General features: G+C 63.4%; 20 protein-coding genes. 16 read left to right on the forward strand and 4 right to left on the reverse strand.

Annotated elements, in window-relative coordinates:
* Positions 1-22 precede the first annotated feature (22 nt).
* Positions 23-1192, reverse strand: coding sequence for a ribonuclease D (gene rnd, locus JEQ47_RS06400; protein WP_198875519.1), 1170 nt, complete (start codon positions 1190-1192; stop codon positions 23-25).
* Between the two features lie 185 nt (positions 1193-1377).
* Here rnd and aspS point away from each other — a divergent pair, with 185 nt between their 5' ends.
* Positions 1378-3171, forward strand: coding sequence for an aspartate--tRNA ligase (gene aspS / locus JEQ47_RS06405; RefSeq protein ID WP_198875520.1), 1794 nt, complete (start codon positions 1378-1380; stop codon positions 3169-3171).
* Here the strand turns inward: aspS and JEQ47_RS06410 are convergent.
* On the reverse strand, positions 3168-3419 hold the full coding sequence (locus JEQ47_RS06410) for a DUF3601 domain-containing protein (RefSeq protein ID WP_198875521.1): 252 nt from the start codon (positions 3417-3419) through the stop codon (positions 3168-3170). The two genes, aspS and JEQ47_RS06410, sit on opposite strands and share 4 nt — an antisense overlap.
* Positions 3420-3519: 100 nt before the next feature.
* Between JEQ47_RS06410 and JEQ47_RS06415 the strand changes: the two genes are divergently transcribed.
* The 14 genes from JEQ47_RS06415 to JEQ47_RS06480 all read left to right on the forward strand — a co-directional run bounded on the left by JEQ47_RS06415 (position 3520) and on the right by JEQ47_RS06480 (position 18434).
* Positions 3520-5118: an EAL domain-containing protein gene (locus JEQ47_RS06415; RefSeq protein ID WP_198875522.1), complete on the forward strand. Its 1599-nt coding sequence runs from the start codon at positions 3520-3522 to the stop codon at positions 5116-5118.
* 164 nt (positions 5119-5282) lie between these two features.
* Complete coding sequence (locus JEQ47_RS06420) at positions 5283-7568, forward strand: NADP-dependent malic enzyme (protein ID WP_328768348.1); 2286 nt, start codon at positions 5283-5285, stop codon at positions 7566-7568.
* Positions 7565-7855 carry a Dabb family protein gene (locus tag JEQ47_RS06425; protein WP_198875523.1) on the forward strand — a complete coding sequence of 97 codons (291 nt, stop codon included), beginning with the start codon at positions 7565-7567 and terminating at the stop codon, positions 7853-7855. Before JEQ47_RS06420 ends, JEQ47_RS06425 begins: the two co-directional genes overlap by 4 nt.
* 52 nt (positions 7856-7907) lie before the next feature.
* On the forward strand, positions 7908-8879 hold the full coding sequence (locus JEQ47_RS06430) for a ribose-phosphate diphosphokinase (RefSeq protein WP_198875524.1): 972 nt from the start codon (positions 7908-7910) through the stop codon (positions 8877-8879).
* 57 nt (positions 8880-8936) lie between these two features.
* Complete coding sequence (locus JEQ47_RS06435; protein ID WP_198875525.1) at positions 8937-9335, forward strand: FtsB family cell division protein; 399 nt, start codon at positions 8937-8939, stop codon at positions 9333-9335.
* A gap of 114 nt (positions 9336-9449) precedes the next feature.
* On the forward strand, positions 9450-10469 hold the full coding sequence (gene pdhA / locus JEQ47_RS06440; protein WP_198875526.1) for a pyruvate dehydrogenase (acetyl-transferring) E1 component subunit alpha: 1020 nt from the start codon (positions 9450-9452) through the stop codon (positions 10467-10469).
* 8 nt (positions 10470-10477) lie between these two features.
* Positions 10478-10870, forward strand: coding sequence for a hypothetical protein (locus tag JEQ47_RS06445; RefSeq protein WP_198875527.1), 393 nt, complete (start codon positions 10478-10480; stop codon positions 10868-10870).
* Position 10871: 1 nt separating this feature from the next.
* A complete protein-coding gene (locus tag JEQ47_RS06450; protein ID WP_198875528.1) occupies positions 10872-12263 on the forward strand; it encodes a pyruvate dehydrogenase complex E1 component subunit beta in 1392 nt (463 codons plus the stop codon).
* 11 nt (positions 12264-12274) lie between these two features.
* On the forward strand, positions 12275-13627 hold the full coding sequence (locus JEQ47_RS06455) for a pyruvate dehydrogenase complex dihydrolipoamide acetyltransferase (protein ID WP_198875529.1): 1353 nt from the start codon (positions 12275-12277) through the stop codon (positions 13625-13627).
* A 12-nt stretch (positions 13628-13639) separates the two neighbouring features.
* On the forward strand, positions 13640-14287 hold the full coding sequence (locus JEQ47_RS06460; RefSeq protein WP_198875530.1) for an SGNH/GDSL hydrolase family protein: 648 nt from the start codon (positions 13640-13642) through the stop codon (positions 14285-14287).
* Between the two features lie 24 nt (positions 14288-14311).
* Positions 14312-15751, forward strand: a complete 1440-nt coding sequence (gene lpdA / locus JEQ47_RS06465; RefSeq protein ID WP_198875531.1) for a dihydrolipoyl dehydrogenase — start codon at positions 14312-14314, stop codon at positions 15749-15751.
* 153 nt (positions 15752-15904) lie between these two features.
* Positions 15905-16945, forward strand: a complete 1041-nt coding sequence (locus JEQ47_RS06470) for a Gfo/Idh/MocA family protein (RefSeq protein WP_198875532.1) — start codon at positions 15905-15907, stop codon at positions 16943-16945.
* 92 nt (positions 16946-17037) lie between these two features.
* A complete protein-coding gene (lipA, locus tag JEQ47_RS06475; protein WP_198875533.1) occupies positions 17038-17988 on the forward strand; it encodes a lipoyl synthase in 951 nt (316 codons plus the stop codon).
* Positions 17989-17990: 2 nt separating this feature from the next.
* A complete protein-coding gene (locus tag JEQ47_RS06480; protein ID WP_198875534.1) occupies positions 17991-18434 on the forward strand; it encodes a type II toxin-antitoxin system RatA family toxin in 444 nt (147 codons plus the stop codon).
* 469 nt (positions 18435-18903) lie between these two features.
* Here the strand turns inward: JEQ47_RS06480 and JEQ47_RS06485 are convergent, their stop codons facing one another.
* Both JEQ47_RS06485 and JEQ47_RS06490 read right to left on the reverse strand, forming a co-directional pair.
* Positions 18904-19404 (reverse strand): CinA family protein, encoded by a 501-nt coding sequence (locus JEQ47_RS06485; protein ID WP_198875535.1) that lies wholly within the window; start codon positions 19402-19404, stop codon positions 18904-18906.
* Entirely contained in the window at positions 19404-20624 is a 1221-nt protein-coding gene (locus tag JEQ47_RS06490) for a bifunctional 2-C-methyl-D-erythritol 4-phosphate cytidylyltransferase/2-C-methyl-D-erythritol 2,4-cyclodiphosphate synthase (protein WP_236020660.1), read from the reverse strand. The genes JEQ47_RS06485 and JEQ47_RS06490 overlap by 1 nt, the downstream gene beginning before the upstream one ends.
* A 167-nt stretch (positions 20625-20791) precedes the next feature.
* Between JEQ47_RS06490 and dusB the strand changes: the two genes are divergently transcribed.
* Positions 20792-21772 carry a tRNA dihydrouridine synthase DusB gene (dusB, locus tag JEQ47_RS06495; protein WP_268905702.1) on the forward strand — a complete coding sequence of 327 codons (981 nt, stop codon included), beginning with the start codon at positions 20792-20794 and terminating at the stop codon, positions 21770-21772.
* Positions 21773-21780 lie beyond the last annotated feature (8 nt).

Here is a 21780-nt window from a genome sequence, read left to right on the forward strand (position 1 = left end):
CATGCTGCCTCAGCCCGGCCAACTACTCCGCCGCTTCGGCCTGGTTGACGGCGAATTCGACCACGCCCTTGCGGGTGGCGATGAGGCCGATGCGGCCATGCTTGATGGCCAGCGCCTTTTCGCCGAACAGTTTGCGCCGCCAGCCCTTGAGGGCAGGGACATCGGCATCGTCATCGAGCACCAGAGCATCGATTTCGTCCGAGGTGGCGATGATGCGGGCAGCGACGCCATGCTGTTCGGCAACGGCCTTGAGCAGCACGCGTACCAGGTCACCCACCGCGCCCTTGGGCGAAGGGCCGCGATAGCGGTCCGGCATGGCGGGCAGGGCGGACTTCGGCAGGGCTTCCACGTCCTTGAGCAGGGCCATGATCTCGGCGGCCGCACCGGACCGGCCAAAGCCACGCGGCACGGCGCGGAGCTTTTCGAAAGCCTCCGAGGTCAGCGGGCGCTGCGTTGCGAGTTCACCCAGCACGTCGTCCTTGAGGATGCGACTGCGCGGCTGATCGGTATCCTGCGCCTTTTGCTCGCGCCACTGCGCCAGAACCTTGAGTGCCGCGAGATCACGCGGGCGGTTGAACTTCATCTTCAGCCGCTCCCAGGCCTGCTCGGGCTGGACGACATAGGTGTCGATGCTGCGTAGCGTGGTCATCTCGTCTTCGACCCAGTCCCAGCGCCGGGTCTGTTCGACCTGCTGGCGCAGCTCGCGATAGATGTCGCGCAGATAGGTCACGTCGGCCAGGGCGTAGGTGCTCTGCTTTTCGGTCAGCGGTCGGGCCGACCAATCGGTGAAGCGCGAGGACTTGTCGAGCTCGACCTTGCAGATGGCGCGCACGAGGCTGTCATAAGAAGCGCTGTCGCCAAAGCCGCAGACGCTCGCGGCCACCTGGGTGTCGAAGATATTGTGCGGCACGGCGCCGGTCAGCTTGACGAAGATTTCCACGTCCTGCCGCGCGGCATGGAAGACCTTGGTCACATTGGGATTGGCCAGGAGCTTGAAGAAGGGCGCAAGCTTGATGTCCGGGGCGAGCGGATCGATCAGCACGGCTTCGTCGTCGGTGGCAACCTGGATCAGGCAGAGACGCGGCCAATAGGTGGTTTCGCGCAGGAATTCAGTATCGACCGTTACAAATTCGAACTGGGCCGCGCGCTCACAGAATTCGGCAAGCTCGTCGGTGGAAATAATCAGGTCCATACTGATACCGTCTCAAAATCGTCAACATTCTTCCTAGCAGGTGGCGGGCGATAGCTCCACCTTCGATTTCCCTTGCGGTAAAGCCCGGAAAGCCGATATGCCCCCGCTGCTTGACAAGCGGGGACTGCCATGCGCTTTTCCCGCCCGAGATTCCGGCCTTTATCCAGCATTTTTCGAGACCTGACATGACCCTTCATCGCTACCGTTCCCACACCTGTGGTGCCCTCACGGCGGGCGATGCCGGCAATAATGTCCGTCTCAGCGGTTGGGTTCACCGTGTGCGCGACCATGGCGGTCTGCTGTTCATCGACCTGCGCGACCATTATGGCATCACCCAGTGCGTCATCGATCCCGACTCGGCGGCGTTTGCGGCGGCCGAGAAGGTGCGCTCCGAATGGGTGCTGCGCATCGACGGCGAAGTGAAGCTGCGCGACGCCGCGGCCGTGAACCCCAACATCCCGACCGGCACGATCGAAGTGTTCATCCGGGAGATCGAGGTGCTGTCCTCGGCCAAGGAACTGCCGCTGCCGGTATTCGGCGACGCCGACTATCCCGAGGACATTCGCCTCAAGTATCGCTTCCTCGACCTGCGCCGCGAGAAGCTGCACGCCAATATCGTCAAGCGCACCAAGATCATCTCGGCCATGCGCGCAGGGATGGGCGAGGCCGGCTTTACCGAATTCTCGACGCCGATCCTGACCGCATCGTCGCCGGAAGGCGCGCGCGACTTCCTCGTGCCCAGCCGCATCCATCCGGGCAAGTTCTTTGCGCTGCCCCAGGCGCCGCAGCAGTACAAGCAGCTCCTGATGGTGGCCGGCTTCGACCGCTACTTCCAGGTAGCGCCCTGCTTCCGTGACGAAGACCCGCGCGCCGATCGTCTGCCGGGCGAATTCTATCAGCTCGACCTCGAAATGAGCTTCGTGACCCAGGAAGACATCTGGTCGACGGTCGAACCGGTCATGACCGAAGTGTTCGAGAAGTTCGCCGATGGTAAGCGCGTAACCAGGGGCTGGCCGCGCATTCCCTATGACACGGCGATCCGCAAGTATGGTTCGGACAAGCCGGACCTCCGGAACCCGATCGAGATCCAGGGCGTCACCGAGCACTTTGCCGGTTCAGGCTTCAAGGTTTTCGCCAACCAGATCGAAGCCGATCCGAAGGTCGAAGTCTGGGCCATCCCGGCCAAGAACAAGGCCGGCGCCGAGCCGATCGGCCGCGCCTTCTGCGACCGCATGAATGCCTGGGCACAGGGCGAGGGGCAGCCTGGCCTTGGGTATATCTTCTTCAAGGACGGGCAGGGCTCGGGCCCGATCGCCAAGAACATCGGCGAAGAGCGCACGGCCGCCCTCAAGGCGCAGCTTGGCCTCGACGACGGCGACGCGGTGTTCTTCGTCGCCGGCCGTCCTGACAAGTTCTACAAGTTCGCCGGTGAGGCCCGCACCAAGGTCGGCACCGATCTCGGTCTCGTCGATACCGAGCAGTATGCTCTGTGCTGGATCGTCGACTTCCCATTCTACGAGTGGAGCGAGGAAGAAAAGCGCCTCGACTTCGCCCACAATCCGTTTTCCATGCCGCAGGGCGGGATCGAGGGTCTCAACGGGCCAGATCCGCTCTCGCTCAAGGCGTATCAGTATGACGCGGTCTGCAACGGCTACGAGATCGCCTCCGGGTCGATCCGTAACCAGGAGCCCGAGACCATGGTCAAGGCTTTCGAGCTGACCGGCAAGTCGCGCGAGGAAGTCGAGGAGCAGTTTGGCGGCCTCTACCGCGCCTTCCAGTATGGCGCGCCGCCGCATGGTGGTGCGGCCTTCGGCATCGACCGCATCGTCATGCTGCTGTGCGGCGTGGCCAACCTGCGCGAAATCACGGCTTTCCCGATGAACCAGCAGGCCGAAGACCTGCTGATGGGCGCGCCGAGCCCGGCCAGCGCCAAGCAGTTGCGCGAACTCAGCGTCCGGATCAACGTCCAGAACAGCTAAGCCGGCGTCAGATAATCCGACAGGCGTTCGATGATGGGGCCTTGCTCCTCATCGCGCCACTGCATGCGGATTTGCCGCTCATGGCCCGTCTCATCGGTGACAAAGATCGAGAGCCCGTCATCGTAGGGGAGGAAGCTGGTCCTCAGAAAGGTCCATTCCTCTCCCACTGGATGGGTGCGGCGGTCGAAGTCGACGAAGGCCTGGGTCACACGATATTTCGCGCCTGAAGTCAGGAAGTGATAGCTCATCTCGCCTCCATGGTTAGCGTCGGTTAATCAGCGTTAACGACCCGTTAAAACTTGCCTTGCTAGTCAGGTAGGCAAGATTTTCCGGGTTCGGATTCGCAGGTTGAAGTCCAGATTCTCACATGTCCTGATGCTGATGGGCGCCGTTCTGGCGTTCGTCCCCATCATTGCGGTGGACTACCTGCTAGACGCCTATGTCCAATATCGCGAAAAAGCCTATGCCCAGCACTATGTTGAGTCCCTGAGCTCACATATCAATGCAAGTGCGATGGACGGCGTCGCGGCGCTTCGCCAGGTGATCGCCGCCAGTCCTTCGCTCTGCACGCCGACCTTTGTCACCAATGCCCAGACTGCCATCGAGGCGAGTCTCAACCTCAAGCAGTTCCTGGTCGAAAATCTCGACGGCGTGCAGTATTGCGACGCCTATGGCCGCATGGTGACGCAATCGCCGCTATCGCAGCCGCTGCCGGTTCCGGGTCTTACCGAAACCATGACCGTTGTGAAGCTGGGCGACATGGCCATGCCGGCCCTCAAGATCACCCAGACCTTCGGGGAAACGCGGCGCGTGTCGTCCTTCGTGCCCCTGCTGGGCCAGAGCGAGGCGGCGCTCGCCGACACCATGGCCGACGCGGCGATGATGCGGGTGACGCTCACCAACGGCCTTTCCATCGTGACCATCGGCGACCCGTCCGGGTTTGACCGCCGCGCCTCGAGCGCCGACTACATCAGCGCTCAGGGCTATGCCGGCCAGTTCCCGATCAAGGTCGAATTCGCCGTGCCCTTTGCCATGGTGCGGGCCGGCTATGCCGATCTCGACGTGGTGTTCACGGTCATCGCCTGCGTTGCCAGCGCCGTCTTCCTGCTCCTGAACCTGAGCTATGTGCGCCGATCGCGTGTACCGGCCTTTGATCTCGAACGGGCCATCGAGCGCAACGAAATCAAGCCCTATTACCAGCCGGTGATCAACCTGCGCACGGGCGAACTGGTGGGCTGCGAAGTGCTGTGCCGCTGGGAAAAGCGCAACGGCAAGGTGATCCCGCCGGGCGCCTTCATCGACTATGCGGAAGTGACCGGCCTTGCCATCCCGATGACCGTGTCTCTCATGCAGCAGGTTCGCAATGATCTCGGCGAGTTGAGCAAGACCATGCCGGAGATGAAAATCTCCATCAACCTGTTCGAGGGCCACTTCCGCGACGTCGGTATCGTCGAGGACGTGCAGGCAATCTTCGGGCAGTCGCCGATCAGCTTCCGGCAACTGGTGTTCGAGATCACCGAGCGCCGGCCGCTCAACAATTCCATGACCACGACCAGCGTGATTTCGGGCCTCCATGCGCTCGGCGCGCGGCTGGCCATGGACGATGCCGGCACAGGCCATTCGAACCTGGCCTATCTCGCGACCTTGGGCGTCGACGTCATCAAGATCGACCGCATCTTTGTCGACATGATCAAGCCGGGCACGACCCAGGTGCCAGTGCTGGACGGGCTCATCGCCATGGCCAAGGACCTCGATTGCGAGATCGTGGCCGAGGGTGTCGAGACCGAGGAACAGGCGCTCTACCTGCGCTCGCGCGGCGTCTTGCACGCCCAGGGCTACATCTTTGCCCCGGCGCTCAAGATCGGCGCCTACAAGGAACTGGCGCTGGCTCTGCATGCATCCACCCATGCGCCGCCGCGGCTGGAAGTGGTCGCGTCCGCAGCCTGATGGATTTCCACGCTTCCTGTCGCCACGCTGTCACCTGAAACGATGCAGCTTTCGGCGTGCCGTAATTTCGCCGCCGACTCGACGGCTTGGGCTGTTCCGGTCTTTTCAATCCGCGTGATTGATGGCACCAACGCGTCCAACTGGACTGCCGGGGAGTGAGCTTCGTGTCGACCGATATCAATGAACAGCGCAGGGCCCTTCGCGAGGCGGCGCTGCATTTCCATGAGTTCCCCAAGCCGGGCAAGCTGGAAATCCAGCCCATCAAGCCGCTCGGCAATCAGCGTGACCTTGCCCTTGCCTATTCCCCCGGCGTCGCCGCCCCCTGTGAGGAAATCGCCGAGACCCCCGAAGCGGTCGCCCGCTATACGTCGCGGCAGAACCTCGTGGCGGTGATCTCCAACGGCACGGCCGTGCTGGGCCTGGGCAATATCGGTGCCCTGGCCTCGAAGCCGGTCATGGAGGGCAAGGCTGTCCTCTTCAAGAAGTTTGCCGGCATCGACGTGTTCGACCTCGAGATCGACGAGATCAATCCGCAGAAATTCATCGACGCCGTGGCGCCGCTCTGGCCGACCTTTGGCGGCATCAATCTCGAGGATATCCGCGCGCCGGACTGTTTCGAGATCGAGGAGACGCTGCGCGAGCGCATGCCGATCCCGGTGTTTCATGACGACCAGCATGGCACGGCCATCATCGTCGGCGCCGCGGTGCTCAATGGCCTCGAACTGAGCGGCAAGAAGATCGAAGACGTGAAAATCTGCACGTCCGGGGCAGGGGCCGCGGCCATTGCCTGCCTCAACGTGCTGGTGGCGCTCGGTGCCAAGCACGAGAATATCTGGGTGGCCGACAAGGATGGCCTCGTCACCCACAAGCGCAACGACGTCAATGACAAGTGGCGCGGCCAGTTCCGCCGCACCAGCGAGGCGACGACGCTGGCCGAAGTCATCGACGGCGCCGACGTGTTCCTCGGCCTCTCGGCCGCCGGTGCGCTGAAGCCGGAAATGCTGGCCAAGATGGCGCCGCGGCCGCTGATCCTGGCCCTGGCCAATCCCAATCCGGAAATCATGCCGGAAGTGGCCAAGGAGACCCGGCCCGACGCCATGGTCTGCACCGGGCGCTCAGACTACCCGAACCAGGTCAACAACGTCCTCTGTTTCCCGTTCATCTTCCGCGGCGCGCTCGACGTGCACGCCACCACGATCAACGAGGAAATGAAGCTCGCGGCAGTCCGCGCTATCGCCAAGCTGGCGCATGAGCCGGGCCTCGAAGTCTCGCCCTCTGGCGCACCGGCCGTTTATGGCCCCGAGCACATCATTCCCAACCCGTTCGACCAGCGCCTGATCCTGCGCATCGCCCCGGCCGTGGCGCGCGCGGCGATGGAGTCGGGCGTTGCCAAGAAGCCGATCGAGGATTGGGACGCCTATCTCGACAGCCTCAACCGCTTCGTTTTCCGCTCCGGTCTCGTGATGAAGCCGATCATCGACCGGACCCAGGGGCAGGGCAAGCGCGTCGCCTTTGCCGATGGCGAGGACGAGCGCGTGCTGCGTGCCGCCCAGGTGCTGCTTGAAGAAGGCATTGCCCGCCCGATCCTGATCGGCCGTCCCGCCGTGCTGGAGGCGCGCATCGAGCGCTTCGGCCTTTCCATCCAGCCGGGCCGCGACTTCGAGGTCATCAACCCCGAAGACGATCCGCGCTATCGCGACTATGTGAGCCTCTTCCATTCGCTTGTGGGCCGCAATGGCGTGACACCGGACACTGCCCGCACCATCGTGCGCACCAATACGACCGTTATCGGCGCCCTCGCAGTGAAGCGAGGCGAGGCCGACGCCTTGCTCTGCGGCCTTCAGGGCCGCTTCATCAAGCATGTGCGCGATATTCGCTCCATCATCGGCCTGCAGCCGGGTGTTTCGGAAGCATCGGCGCTCTCGCTGTTGATCATGCCGCGCGGCGCCTTTTTCCTGACCGACACCTATGTCAGTCAGAATCCCAGCGCCGACGAGATCGTGTCGATCACGCTTCAGGCGCGCGACCATCTCAAGCGCTTCAACATCGAGGCCCGGGCAGCGCTGCTGAGCTATTCCAATTTCGGTTCGCGCGACGGGGAAAGCAGCGAAAAGATGCGCGAAGCCTATGCCAAGCTCAAGGCCATCGCCCCGGACCTCATCGTCGAAGGCGAAATGCAGGGCGACCTGGCGCTCAACCAGACGCTGCGCGAGCGCTACATTCCCGATACGGTGCTGAAGGGCGAGGCCAACTTGCTGGTCTTCCCCGATCTCGACGCCGCGAACCTTTCCATGACGCTGCTCAAGGAAATGAACAATGCCCTCGCCGTCGGCCCCATCCTGATGGGCATGCAGGCGCCGGCGCATATCCTAGCGCCGTCGGTCACCAGCCGCGGCATCGTCAACATGGCGGCCATTGCAGCCAATGAAGCCCTGGGAGCCGCCAAATGATCCGGCACACTGTCGTCTTTACGCTCAAGCATGCCGCGGGTTCAGCCGAGGAGCGGTCCTTCCTCGACGCAGCCCAGGTGCTGGAAGCCATTCCCGGAGTCGAAAAGTTCGAGCGACTGCGGCAGACGAGCCCGAAGGCAGACTATGCCTTCGGCTTTTCGATGGAGTTCGCCGATCAGACCGCCTATGACGGCTACAATGCCCATCCCGACCACGTGGCCTTCGTGCGTGACCGCTGGGTGCCCGAAGTCGCCCGGTTCCAGGAGATCGATTACGTTGCGCTTTGAGGCGTGACGGGCTAAGAGCGGGCACCCGCAGCCAGAAGCCGAGGACCCCGTCATGAACCAGATCGCTGTGTTCAGTGGTGGCGCGCATCCGGAACTGGCCGAGGAGATCTGCGCCGAACTCGGCGTTCCGCTCAATCCGACGCGGGTCAAGCGCTTCTCCAATGACTGTATCGAAGTGCAATTGCAGGCCAATTGCCGCGAGCAGGACGTGTTCCTGGTCCAGACTTTCAGCGCGCCGGTACAGGACCATCTGACCGAACTTCTGCTGATGCTCGATGCGGCTCGGGGTGCTTCCGCGGCGCGCATCACGGCCGTCATTCCGCACTATGCCTATGCCCGCTCGGACAAAAAGGACGCGCCGCGCATCTCCATTGGTGGGCGCCTGGTTGCCGATCTGCTCAAGACCGCCGGTGCCGACCGGGTCCTGACCATGACCCTCCATTCGCCGCAGGTGCACGGCTTTTTCAGCGTGCCGGTGGATCACCTGCATGCCCTGCACGAGCTGGCGCGACACTTCCAGCGCCATGATCTTTCCAACACGGTGGTCGTGTCGCCAGATCTGGGCAATGCCAAAACGGCCGCTGCCTTCGCCCGCGCCCTGGGCCGCCCGGTCGCGGCAGGAGCCAAGGAACGGATTTCCGACACGCAGGTCAGGATCTCGGCCATCATCGGTGATGTGCGGGATCGGGACGTGATCGTGCTCGATGATGAAATCGCCAGTGGCGGTTCGATTCTCGAGCTCCTGAAGCACTTGCGTGCCAACGGTGCGCGGTCGGTGCGGATTGCCTGCACGCACGGCATCTTTGCCGGGGACGCCGTAGCGCGGCTGGCTGCCGAGCCTGACGTGGTCGAAATCGTCTGCACCAACACATTGCCCAATGCCCTGCGCCAGCCGCATGCCAAGCTGACTGTGCTGTCGGTGGCGCCGGCCCTGGCCGAGGCCATGCGGCGCATCAACAATGGCGAGTCGGTCAGTGCGCTTTTCGCCGAAGGGGCGCATCCCCAACGGGCGGCAGCCGAATAGGAAACGGGGTATTAATCCCTTGTCTGGCATGGTCAGGCGTCACGAACTGGTCTGCCCATGCCCACCCGTCTCAAACGTCCTCCATTCTGGCGTCCGCTGGCCCTGACGGTCACGCTGCTGGGCTTCCAGGCCTATCTGGGATACTCGGCCATTTCGGGCCAGTTCGGCATTGCCAGCCGCGAGGACATCCAGTCCGACATCGAAGTGCTGGAAGATCGGAGCGCCGCGCTGCAGGCGGAAATCGACGCCTATCGGCACCGCGTGTCGCTGCTCAATCCGCGCCACATCGATCCCGATATCGTGGCGGAGCGGGCGCGGGCACTGCTCAACATGGCCCATGCCGACGACGTACTGGTGATGGTGAACCCCGAGAACGGTCAACCAATATCCGGTCAATTCGTAGAATTAATCGATAGTGAGTTAATCTCTATTATCGAAGCAGATTCAACGCTTTAATATCGTTTTCGTGTTGCTGGCGGGGCAATGTTATTGCCCCGGCGCTTGCAGTATCATGCGCAAAGTGGCCTGATGGCCCAGCGGCAAATCCCCCCGACCCAAGCGGAGAGTAGAATGGCGCGCAAGGCGACGGCCACCCAGGCCAAGACGCAGCCCAACGTCCCCCAGTTCAGCGAACAGCAGGATCTCGAAGCGTTCCGCGAAATGCTGCTGATCCGCAGGTTCGAGGAAAAGGCCGGCCAGATGTATGGCATGGGCCTGATCGGTGGCTTCTGTCACCTCTATATCGGCCAAGAAGCTGTGGTCACCGGCATTACCATGGCCAGCGAGAAGGGCAAGGATTCCCAGATCACCGGGTATCGCGACCATGGTCACATGCTGGTCATGGGCCTCGACCCCAAGGGTGTGATGGCCGAGCTGACCGGACGCCAGGGTGGCCTTTCCAAGGGCAAGGGCGGCTCGATGCACATGTTCTCCAACGAGCATCGCTTCTATGGCGGCAACGGTATCGTCGGTGCGCAGGCCTCGCTCGGCACCGGCCTCGCCTTCGCAGCAAAGTATTCCGGCGATGGTTCGGTCGCGATCGCCTATTTCGGCGACGGTGCGGCCAACCAGGGCCAGGTCTACGAGAGCTTCAACATGGCCAAGCTCTGGAACCTGCCGGTCGTCTACGTGATCGAAAACAACAAATACGCCATGGGCACTTCCATCGAACGCGCCGCGGCAACGACCGATTTCTCCATGCGCGGCGCCTCGTTCAACATTCCGGGCGAGCAGGTCGATGGCATGGATGTCCGCATGGTCTACGATGCCGCCCAGCGCGCCATCGAGCATGCCCGCTCGGGCAAGGGCCCCTACATCCTTGAAATGCTGACCTACCGCTATCGCGGCCACTCCATGTCCGACCCGGCGAAGTACCGCTCGAAGGATGAAGTGACCAAGTATCGCCAGGAACGCGACCCGATCGAACAGGTCCGCGCCCGCCTGCTGGCCGGCGGCAAGATCAGCGAAGAGGATCTCAAGCAGATCGAGACCGAAATTCGCGCCATCGTCACGGAAGCAGCGGACTTTGCGACCAACGATCCGGAGCCGGCGGCGTCCGAACTCTGGACCGACATCACCATCGAAGCCTGAGGCCAGCGATGACCATCCTGCTAGGCGTTGTCCTGCTGTTTGCCGCGCTTTCGGCGGTTCTGGCCGCAATGCAGGCCACGGCCATCAGCCGGCTGGCGCCGGCAGGGCAATGGCGCGGCTGGCTGTTTGGCTGGTGGCGCTTCGCCGAAATTGAGCAGCGCGCCGGCCTAGCAGGTGAATCGCAGGCGGCGATCTACAAGCGCGCCGTGATCGCTACGCTGGTCTTCGTGGTGCTCGGGCTCATTCTCAGTGGCTGGGCCGTCAACGAGCGGCCCAGTGGTGCCGCCGAGGCCGAGCCGAAAAAAATTAACGGCTGGCGGACCGATTTCGCCGCCCTTACCCCCCATTCCATTCTCCGCCCTGTGGCTCCCACGCCCGGCGCGTTTTCCGTGGAGAGCTGATATGCCCCAAATCCTCATGCCCGCCCTGTCGCCGACGATGGAAGAAGGCAAGCTTGCCAAGTGGGTCGTCAAGGTTGGCGACAAGGTGAAGTCCGGCGACGTGCTGGCCGAAATCGAGACCGACAAGGCGACGATGGAAGTCGAGTCGGTGGATGAGGGCACCGTCACCGAGATCCTCGTGGCTGAAGGCACCGAGGGCGTGAAGGTCAATACCCCGATCGCCCTGGTTCTGGCGGAAGGAGAAAGCGCCGGTTCGGCTGCGGCGCCCGTCGCCGAAACCGCGCCGGAACCGTCCGAGGCTCCGGTCGTGCCGGCAGAGAAGGCTGCTGCTGCCGCGCCGTCCGCTGCTGTTCCGGCTGCGCCCAAGTTCGAGGCCCAAAGCGATCCGGACCTGCCCGAAGGCGTGGAAATGGTCGAAATGACCGTGCGCCAGGCGCTGAACGAAGCCATGGCCGAAGAGCTGCGCCGCGACAAGGACGTGTTCATCATGGGTGAGGAGGTCGCTGAATATCAGGGCGCCTACAAGATCACCCAAGGCTTGTTGCAGGAATTCGGCAAGGATCGCGTCATCGATACGCCGATCACCGAGCACGGCTTTGCCGGTCTTGCCGTCGGCGCCGCCTTTGCCGGTCTGAAGCCGATCGTCGAATTCATGACCTGGAACTTCGCCATGCAGGCGATCGACCAGATCATCAACTCCGCCGCCAAGCAGCTCTACATGTCCGGTGGCCAGGTCACCGCGCCCATGGTGTTCCGTGGCCCCAACGGCGCCGCCGCCCGCGTGGGCGCGCAGCACAGCCAGGACTATTCGGCCTGGTACAGCCATGTTCCCGGCCTCACCGTCATCGCGCCCTATAGCGCGGCCGACGCCAAGGGCCTGCTCAAGGCCGCGATCCGTTCGCCCAATCCGGTGGTCTTCCTCGAAAACGAAATCCTCTACGGCTCGACCGGCCTTGTGCCCAAGGTCGACGATTTCGTGCTGCCCATCGGCAAGGCCCGCATCGCCCGCAAGGGTTCTGACGTGACCATCGTCTCGTTCTCGATGGGCATGCGCTACGCCACCCAGGCGACCGAGAAACTGGTCGCGGCCGGCGTCGACGTGGAGCTGATCGACCTGCGCACCCTGCGTCCGCTCGACATCGACACGGTCATCGAGTCGGTCAAGAAGACCGGGCGCCTCGTCACCGTCGAAGAAGGCTGGCCGCAGGGCGGCATCGGCTCGGAGATCTCGGCCCGCGTCATGGAAGGGGCGTTCGATCATCTGGACGCGCCGGTGATGCGCGTGACGGGCAAGGATGTGCCCATGCCTTACGCCGCCAACCTCGAAAAGCTGGCGCTGCCCAACGTTGATGAAGTGATCGCGGCCGTCAACGCCGTGACCTATCGCTCGTAAGGAGATCCGGGATGCCAATCGATATCACCATGCCGGCGCTCTCCCCGACGATGGAAGAGGGCAAGCTCGCCAAGTGGCACGTCAAGGAAGGCGACAGCGTTTCCTCCGGTGACGTGATCGCCGAAATCGAAACCGACAAGGCCACGATGGAAGTCGAGGCCGTGGACGAAGGCAAGATCGGCAAGATCCTCGTGGCCGAAGGCACCGACAATGTGAAGGTCAACGCCGTCATTGCCGTGCTGCTGCAGGAGGGCGAAAGCGCTGACGCTGTTGCCGCGCCCAAGGCGGAAGCGCCGAAGGCCGAGGCTCCCAAGGCTGAAGCGCCTGCGCCGGCCGCCGCTCCGGCGCCGGTCGCGACCAATGCCAATACCGGTTCGAGCGCACCCGCCAAGGCTGCTCCGGCTGCTGCGCCGACCAAGTCCGAAGGCGGCAAAGTCTTTGCCTCGCCGCTGGCCCGCCGTCTCGCCAAGGAAGCCGGCATCGACGTTTCCGCCATTTCCGGTACGGGTCCGAAGGGCCGCGTGATCAAATCTGACGTGGAAGCCGCCAAGTCCGGCAAGGCGCCGCTCAAGGCTGCCGCCCCGGCATCGGCACCGGCCACCGGCGGCGTCGCGTCGTCGGGCATGAGCAAGAACCAGGTCATCGCGCTTTACGAGGAAGGCTCGTACGAACTCGTGCCGAACGACGGCATGCGCAAGGTCGTGGCCGCCCGCCTCACCGAAAGCAAGCAGACCGTCCCGCATTTCTATCTGACGCTCGATTGCAAGATCGACGCCCTGATGGCCGCCCGCGAGCAGATCAATGCCGCTGCGCCGAAGAACAAGGAAGGCAAGCCGGCTTACAAGCTGTCGGTCAACGACTTTGTCATGAAGGCCTGGGCGATTGCGCTGCAACGCGTGCCCGCGGCCAACGCGACCTGGGCCGGGGACTCGATCCTCTACCACAAGCGCTCCGACGTCGCGGTTGCCGTGTCGGTGCCGGGCGGTCTCTTCACCCCAGTGGTCAAGAGCTGCGATACCAAGACCCTTCGCGAAATCTCGGACGAGGTGAAGGATCTGGCGACCCGCGCAAAATCCAAGAAGCTGGCGCCGCACGAATATCAGGGCGGTTCGTCCTCGGTCAGCAATCTCGGCATGTTCGGCATCAAGCACTTTGCCGCCGTGATCAACCCGCCGCATGGCACGATCCTGGCGGTCGGCGCCGGCGAAGAGCGTGTCTATCCCGAGAACGGCCAGATCAAGATCGGCCAGTTCATGACCGCCACGCTCTCCTGCGATCACCGCGCCGTCGATGGCGCCTTGGGCGCGGAAGTGCTGGGCGTCTTCAAGGGGCTCATCGAGAACCCGGTGATGATGCTCGCTTAAGGAGCCGCGGCGATGAAGACGATTCTCGCCTATGGCGATAGCCTCACCTATGGCGCGGACCCCGGTGGCGGTCCGCGGCATGCCTTTGAGCATCGCTGGCCGACGACGCTGGAAAAGGGCCTCGGCGGCCAGGCGCGGGTGATCGCAGAGGGTCTTGGCGGTCGCGCCACGGCCTATGACGACTGGACGGCGGCGGCCGACCGCAACGGCGCCCGCATCCTGCCGACACTGCTCGACAGCCACAAGCCGCTCGACCTGGTCATCATCATGCTCGGCACCAATGACCTGAAACCCTTCGTGGCGGGCACGGCGGCCTATGCTGCCCGCGGTGCGCGGCGGCTGGTGGAGCTGACGCGTGGGCATTTTGCTGGCACCGGCGAAGCTGCGCCGCAGATCATTCTGGTGTCGCCGCCGCATGTCGTGCCGACCAGCAATGAAAACATGCTGAGCAATTTTGGTGGTCTTGAGCACCTGCTGCGCGAGTCGCAGGATTTTGCACGCCACTATCGCCGTCACGCCGAGGAAACCGGCGTGCACTTTTTCGACGCCGCCACGGTCGCCAAGGCCGATCCGCGCGACGGCGTGCACCTCGATCCGGCCAATACATCAGCTATCGGCGAGGGCCTCGTGCCGCTCGTCAAACAAGTCCTGGGTCTTTGAGCCCAAATCTACCTGGAGGCCCTTATGGCTGACCAATACGATCTTCTTGTCATCGGCGCCGGTCCCGGCGGCTACGTCGCCGCCATCCGCGGTGCGCAGCTTGGTATGAAGGTGGCCATTGTCGAGCGCGAGCACATGGCGGGCATCTGCTCCAACTGGGGTTGTATCCCGACCAAGGCTCTGCTGCGCTCGGCCGAAATCTACGGCCATATGGGCCATGCCAAGGACTATGGCCTGACTGCCGAAAAGTTCGGCTTCGACCTCGACGGCATCGTCAAGCGTTCGCGCGCCATTGCGGCGCAGATGAACAATGGCGTGCAGTTCCTGATGAAGAAGAACAAGATCGACATTATCTGGGGCGAGGCGACCATCACCAAGCCCGGCGAGATCAAGGTCGCGCCGTCCAAGAAGCCGATCGTGCAGCCGCAGGGCCCCGTGCCCAAGAATGCGCTGGGCGAGGGGACCTACAAGGCCAAGAACATCATCATCTCCACCGGCGCGCGTCCGCGCGTCCTGCCGGGCATCGAGCCCGATGGCGACAGGATCTGGACCTATTTCGAAGCGCTGAAGCCGGCCGAAATGCCGAAGTCGCTGGTGGTCATGGGTTCGGGCGCCATCGGCATTGAATTTGCGTCCTTCTATCGCTCGCTAGGCGCCGAAGTGACCGTCATCGAGCTGCTGCCGCAGATCCTGCCGGTGGAAGATGCCGAAATCTCCGGTCTCGCCCGCAAGCGCCTGGAAAAGCGCGGCATCAAGTTCCTCACCGATGCCAAGGTCGCCAAGGTCGAAAAGACTGGTAACGGCGTCGTTGCCCATGTCGAAACCAAGGACGGCAAGACCCAGCAGATTTCCGGCGACAAGCTGATTTCCGCTGTCGGCGTGCAGTGCAATATCGAAGGCCTCGGCCTCGAAACCGTGGGCGTCAAAACCGAGCGCGGCGCCATCGTCATCGACAACTATGGTGCCACGAACGTTGCAGGCATCTGGGCCATTGGCGACGTCGCCGGCCCGCCCATGCTGGCGCACAAGGCTGAGCATGAAGCCGTCATCACCGTCGAAAAGATCGCCGGTCTCAAGGTCCATGGCCTCGACAAGCTGAAGGTGCCCGGCTGCACCTATTGCGAGCCGCAGGTGGCCAGCGTCGGACTCACCGAAGCCAAGGCCAAGGAAGCTGGCCGCGAGATCAAGGTCGGCCGCTTCCCCTTCGTGGGCAATGGCAAGGCCATTGCCCTGGGCGAGCCCGACGGCCTCGTGAAGACCATTTTCGATGCCAAGACCGGCGAATTGCTGGGTGCCCACATGGTTGGCGCGGAAGTGACCGAGCTGATCCAGGGCTTCGTGGTAGCCATGAACCTCGAGACCACCGAGGAAGACCTGATGCACACCATCTTCCCGCATCCGACGCTGAGCGAAACGATGAAGGAAAGCGTGCTCGACGCCTATGGCCGCGCGCTGAATATTTGATCGGCGGCGTCGTCTACACACGGTGTCATCCCGGCGAACGCCGGGATCCACGCTCAACACCCTCAATACTCGGAAAGCCCGCAGCATGGATTCCGGCCTTCGCCGGAATGACTCGGTGGGTGGGGCTGGAACGAAACCACAGGAGTTATCCACATGGTCAAGGCGATCCAGATCGGGCTGGGACACTGGGGTTTCAGTTGGTCCAAGGAAGTTATCCCCAAAGTTCCCACTGTCGAGATGGTGGGTTATGTGGATACCAACCTGGAAGCCACAGCGCGTGTGCAGGCTGAACTCGGCGTTGACCCGAAACTCTGCTTTGCCAGCCTCGAAGACGCCGCCAAGCACAGCGATGCGACGTTGGCGCTCTGCACGCTGCGCACCGAAGCGCACTATCCAGTGGTCAAGCGCTGTCTCGAGCTGGGCTACAATGTCCTCGTCGAAAAGCCCTTCACCACCACCATCAGCCAGGCCAAGGAACTGGTGGCCCTCGCCAAGGCGCAGGGCAGGGTGCTGATGGTGAGCCAGAACTATCGACACCAGCCGGCGCCGATCGCCGCCGCCAGTTTGATTGCCTCGGGGCAGTTCGGCGCGCTTAACATGGTCAGCATCGACTTCCGCCGCCATGGACCGAGCCAGGGCTACCGCTATTGGGACATGCCCGATCCGCTCCTGGCCGACATGTCGATCCACCATTTCGACCTGATGCGCTTCGTGCTCGGCGATGAGCCGGTGCGCCTCTCCTGCCGCACCTGGAATCCGCCCGGCAGCCCGTTCCGTTTCGATCCGAGCGGTGTGGCGACCATCGAATTCGCCAAGGGCACCGTTGTGTCCTATCGTGCAAGCTGGATGAATACCGGCGCGGTGACGCCCTGGGCTGGCGAATGGGTGATGGACGGCGCCGAAGGGCAGATCGCCTGGAGCTCGCGCGACCATTTCCGTGATAAGGCCGGCCCCGATGTGCTGACGCTGACCCCGCTCGACGGCAAGACCGAGAAGGTCAAGCTCGACCCAGTCAAGTTCCCAGATCGCACCGGCACGCTCAATGCCATGGCCGGCGTGCTGGACACGGGCATCGTGCCTGTCGGGTTCAGCTCGGGCCAGGACAATCTGGGTTCGCTTGCGCTGGTGCAAGCAACGATCCTTTCGGCATCGCGCGGCGGTGACTGGGTCGATATGAAGGAAATTCTGGGCTAGACGCAGCGCATGGCTGCCAATCACCCATAAGGCCGGGTTGAACCGGCCGCCCAAGGGAGCGATATAGGGGCTAATCCCCAGTCAGGACTGACATGGTCACGCTCATCGACAATGCGGCTCGTCCGCGCCACCCGGAAAAGGCCAACCGGCCCGACAGCATCGTGCTGCGCAAGCCGGACTGGATCCGCGTCAAGGCGCCTGGCTCGCCGGTTTACAAAGAGACCCAGCAGATCGTGCGCGACAACAAGGTCGTCACCGTCTGCGAGGAAGCCGGCTGCCCGAACATTGGCGAATGCTGGAGCAAGAAGCACGCGACCATGATGATCATGGGCGAGATCTGCACCCGCGCCTGCGCCTTTTGCAACGTGCGCACGGGCCTGCCGACCGCCCTCGATCCGCATGAGCCGGAAAACGTGGCCAAGGCCGTCGAGACGCTCGGTCTCGAGCATGTGGTGATCACCTCGGTTGACCGCGATGACTTGCCCGACGGGGGCGCCCAGCATTTCGCCGATGTCATTCACGCCATCCGCGCGCGCAATCCCCGGACCACGATCGAAATCCTGACGCCGGACTTCCTGCGCAAGGATGGCGCTCTCGAGATCGTCGTGGCCGCGCGGCCAGACGTCTTCAACCACAATCTCGAAACCGTGCCGTCGAAATATCTCAAGGTCCGGCCCGGCGCGCGTTACTTCCACTCAATCCGGCTCTTGCAGCGGGTGAAGGAACTCGACCCCACCATCTTTACCAAGTCCGGCATCATGGTTGGCCTCGGCGAGGAACGGAACGAAGTGCTCCAACTCATGGACGACCTGCGCTCGGCCGAGGTGGATTTTCTGACCATCGGCCAGTACCTGCAGCCGACCAAGAAGCATTATCCGCTGCAGCGCTTCGTGACGCCGGAGGAATTCAAGTCCTTTGCCACCGTTGCGACCTCGAAGGGTTTCCTCCTGGTGTCTTCCAGCCCGCTGACGCGCTCGTCGCATCACGCCGGCGAAGACTTCGCGCGCCTCAAGGCCAATCGGATGGCTAGGCTCGGACACTAGGCATGAAGCGCTTCTTCGACCGTCATGTGCCGCATATGCCGCAGCGGATGTACGAGATCGTCTCCGATCTCGAGGACTATCCGCGCTTTGTTCCCAACTGCCGGGACATGCAGGTGCGGCCGGACCCCTCAGCCGGGGGCCAGGACGTGCGCCTGGCGCGCATGACCATTTCCTTCGGTCCGATCACCCAGGCCTATACGAGCCGGGTGACGCTCGACCCGCAGGCATTGACCATCAAGGCCAAAGCCGTGGACGGACCGTTTTCCTATCTCGATTCCGTCTGGAGCTTCGAGGCCGAAGGGCAGGGGACTCGGGTGCGGTTCGAGATCGACTTCAAGATCTCCAATCCGCTGATCGCGGCCGTCGCCGAGCCGGCCTTTGCGGCCAAGCAGGAAGAAATCATGCGCGCCTTCTGCGACGAGGCCGATCGGCGTTTCGGGGCTTAGGGCGCTGGCGCCGCCTACCCCCACCCAGCCTCCTCCTGAAGGAGGGGGAGGGGCACATCGAGCCTGCCTCACGGTTCCGGCGCACACCGGCCGGTCCCTCCCCCTCCTTCAGGGGGAGGTTAGGTGGGGGTGCTTTCCGATCGAATCTTATCTCCGCTCTCAAATCCTCCCCCATACTCCTCCCATCAACCGGGCAAAGATGGAGTTGCAACGATCAACTGCCCGGTGACAGTCGGGAGGGCTCTGAATCGTTATGGAGCCTGTGTCCGGAGATGGGTTCGTGGCAGTAATGCCCCCCTGGTGAAACTCCCTGCAAGCATGCCCGACGCCCCGAGACGTCTTGCGTCTCATAAAGCTAGTCCTCAGGGACGAAAGCCGTCTCGGGGCACCATCAACGACCGCAAAGCCGGAGGTCTCCTGACCGTCCGACGCTTCGACATGCCCCGGCGCTGCGGAGGATACTTTGACGCTAGGTGTCGTCGCTCGTCAGCACTTGCAGCACCAGGTCCAGCGCCGCGTCCACCGTTGCGCGGCGGATGGCGTCGCGTCCGAGGTCACCGAAGCGGTACTCGATGACGACGGTGGCCAGTTCCGACGATACCGCCACATAGACGAGGCCGACCGGCTTTTTCTCGCTGCCGCCATCGGGGCCGGCAATGCCGGTAGCCGCCACGGCAAAATCCGCATGGGCGGTATTGCGGGCGCCATCGGCCATGGCGCGGGCGACCTGGTTGCTCACCGCCCCATAGTCGGCGATCAGCCGCGACTGTACCTGGATCATCCGCGACTTGGCCGAATTGGCATAGGTGATGTAGCCGCCATAGACGGCGGCGGAGGCGCCTGGAATGTCGGTCAGCGCCGAGGCGATCAATCCGCCGGTGCAGCTCTCGGCCGTCACGATGTTCTGGTTACGCTCGGCCAGGATGCTGATGATCTGCTGGCCAACTGAAGGTTTCGCCTTGGATGCCATCAATCAGTCCTCGGCACTTCCACGCTGGCGCTGGCCATGGACACGATACCTTCCTCCCGCCCGATAAATCCGAGCTTTTCATTTGTCGTCGCCTTGACGGCCACGCGCTCCGCCGAAATCCCCAGAGTTTCGGCTATGGCGGCACACATGGCAGGGACGTGAGAAGCAATCCTCGGCGCTTCCGCGACAATTGTCACGTCCAGATTGACGATGCGGCCGCGGCGCTCTTTCACCAGTTCGCCCGCATGGCGGAGAAAGACGGTGGAGGCCGCGCCCTTCCACTGCATGTCGCTGGGCGGGAAATGCGTGCCGATATCGCCCTCGCCGATGGCGCCCAGTATGGCATCGGTCAATGCGTGCAGGGCGACGTCGGCGTCGGAATGACCCTGCAGCTTGGCCGTGTGCGGGATTTTGACCCCGCAGAGCCAGACGGCATCGCCCGCGGCGAAGGGGTGGACGTCGTAGCCCGTGCCGATGCGGGTTTCAAAACCTTGGTCTGCCATCAGGATGCGCTCGGCACGGATAAAGTCCTCGGGATGGGTGATCTTGATATTGTTGCGGTCGCCCTCGACCATGGCGACGCGCAGGCCGGCCCATTCGGCGATCTCGGCATCATCGGTGAATTCCCGTCGCACATTGCCGGCGCGCATATGGGCCGAGAAGATCTGCCCGAAGCGGAAGCCTTGCGGCGTCTGGGCGGCGAAGAGTTGCCGGCGGTCCTCGGTGGTCGCCACGAGTTCTCCATCCAGGGAGCGCTTGATCGTGTCGGTGACGGGCAAGGTGGGCAGGGCGCCATCGTGCCGATCGAGCCCGGCAAGGACACGTTCGATGAGGTCGGGCGAAACAAAGGGCCGGGCCGCGTCTTGGATCAGCACCCGATCCGGGCGCAGTGGCGCGAGGATTTTGAGGCCTTCCAGCACCGAAGCCTGGCGCGTCGCCCCGCCATGCACGGGCTGCATCAGCCGCGCGTTTTCGAGGCCGAGAGCGTCGTAGCGGTCGGCATGGTCGGCATGGATGACCGGCAGGACATAGGTGATCCGATCATGGGCAAGGAAGCCGGCAATGGTGCGCGCGAGGACTGGCGTGCCCGCGATGGCCCTGTACTGCTTCGGCTCGGCATTGCCGTCCGCGCCGGCGCGCTCGCCCTTGCCGGCTGCGACGATGATGACGGCGATGGATTTTGGAGGCATGGGCTGGGACTTCGAAGCAGAAACCGTCATTCGGATAGGGTCTAGCCCCGGTCCCGCCATGCGGCAAGAGCAGGGCTGATTTCCGCATCTGCGACCCCCTGAAGCGGTTGCGCGGGCAATGAAAATGATTATTGTGCGGGCACCATTGTAGAAGTGAACATTTCTGGGGCAGTTCGTTGGACGTCAGTGCCTGTGCATTGAGCATCGGAGGGCATGAAATACGCAATCGCGCGTTTCTGGCACCGATGGCGGGGATCACCGATCGGACGTTCCGCGAGATCGCCGAGCGCTTCGGCGCGGGCCTCGTCGTGTCCGAAATGGTCGCCAGTTCAGCCCTGACGACCGGCCATGAAGGCATGGTGCGCAAGCTCACCCGGGCCGGGTCGCTCCCCCATGTAGTACAATTGGCCGGCTGCGAAACCCAATGGATGGCCGAGGGCGCCCGGATTGCCGAGGCGGCGGGCGCCGACATCATCGACATCAATTTCGGATGCCCCGCAAAGCGCGTCACCAATGGATATGCCGGCTCGGCGCTGATGCGCGTGCCGGACCAGGCTCTCGCCATCGTGGAGGCCGTAGCGGGGGCAACCAGCAAGCCCGTCACCATCAAGATGCGCCTGGGCTGGGATGACGAGAGCCTCAACGCGCCGCAGATCGCGCAGCTTGCCGTGGGTGCCGGCGCGCAGATGATCACCGTGCATGGCCGAACGCGGCAGCAATTCTACAAGGGCACAGCCCGCTGGGCGCCGGTGCGCGAGGTTGTTGAGGCCGTCGACGTGCCGGTGGTCGTCAACGGCGACATCATCGATCTCGCCTCGGCCCGGCAGGCGCTCGAACAGTCGGGTGCGGCTGCCGTCATGCTGGGCCGTGGCGCGCAGGGCCAGCCCTGGCGCGTCGGGCAGATCGGCGCCGGGCTTGCGGGCAAAGATGGTCCCGCCGCGCCGGAGGGAGCAGATCTCGCCGAACTGGTGCAGCAGCATTACGAGGACATGCTGGTCGATTACGGCACCGAAGTGGGGCTGCGAGCCGCGCGCAAGCATCTCGACTGGTACGCAGAAGCGGCAGCGCTGAACCTCGACAAGCCGACCCGCCGCGCCCTGCTCGACAATGAAGATACCAAATCGGTGCTGTCGCTGATCGGCACCCTGTTTTCCGGTGACTGGAGGAGTGCGGCGTGAGTTCTGCC

The organism is Devosia sediminis (assembly GCF_016411825.1).
Classification (GTDB): domain Bacteria; phylum Pseudomonadota; class Alphaproteobacteria; order Rhizobiales; family Devosiaceae; genus Devosia; species Devosia sediminis.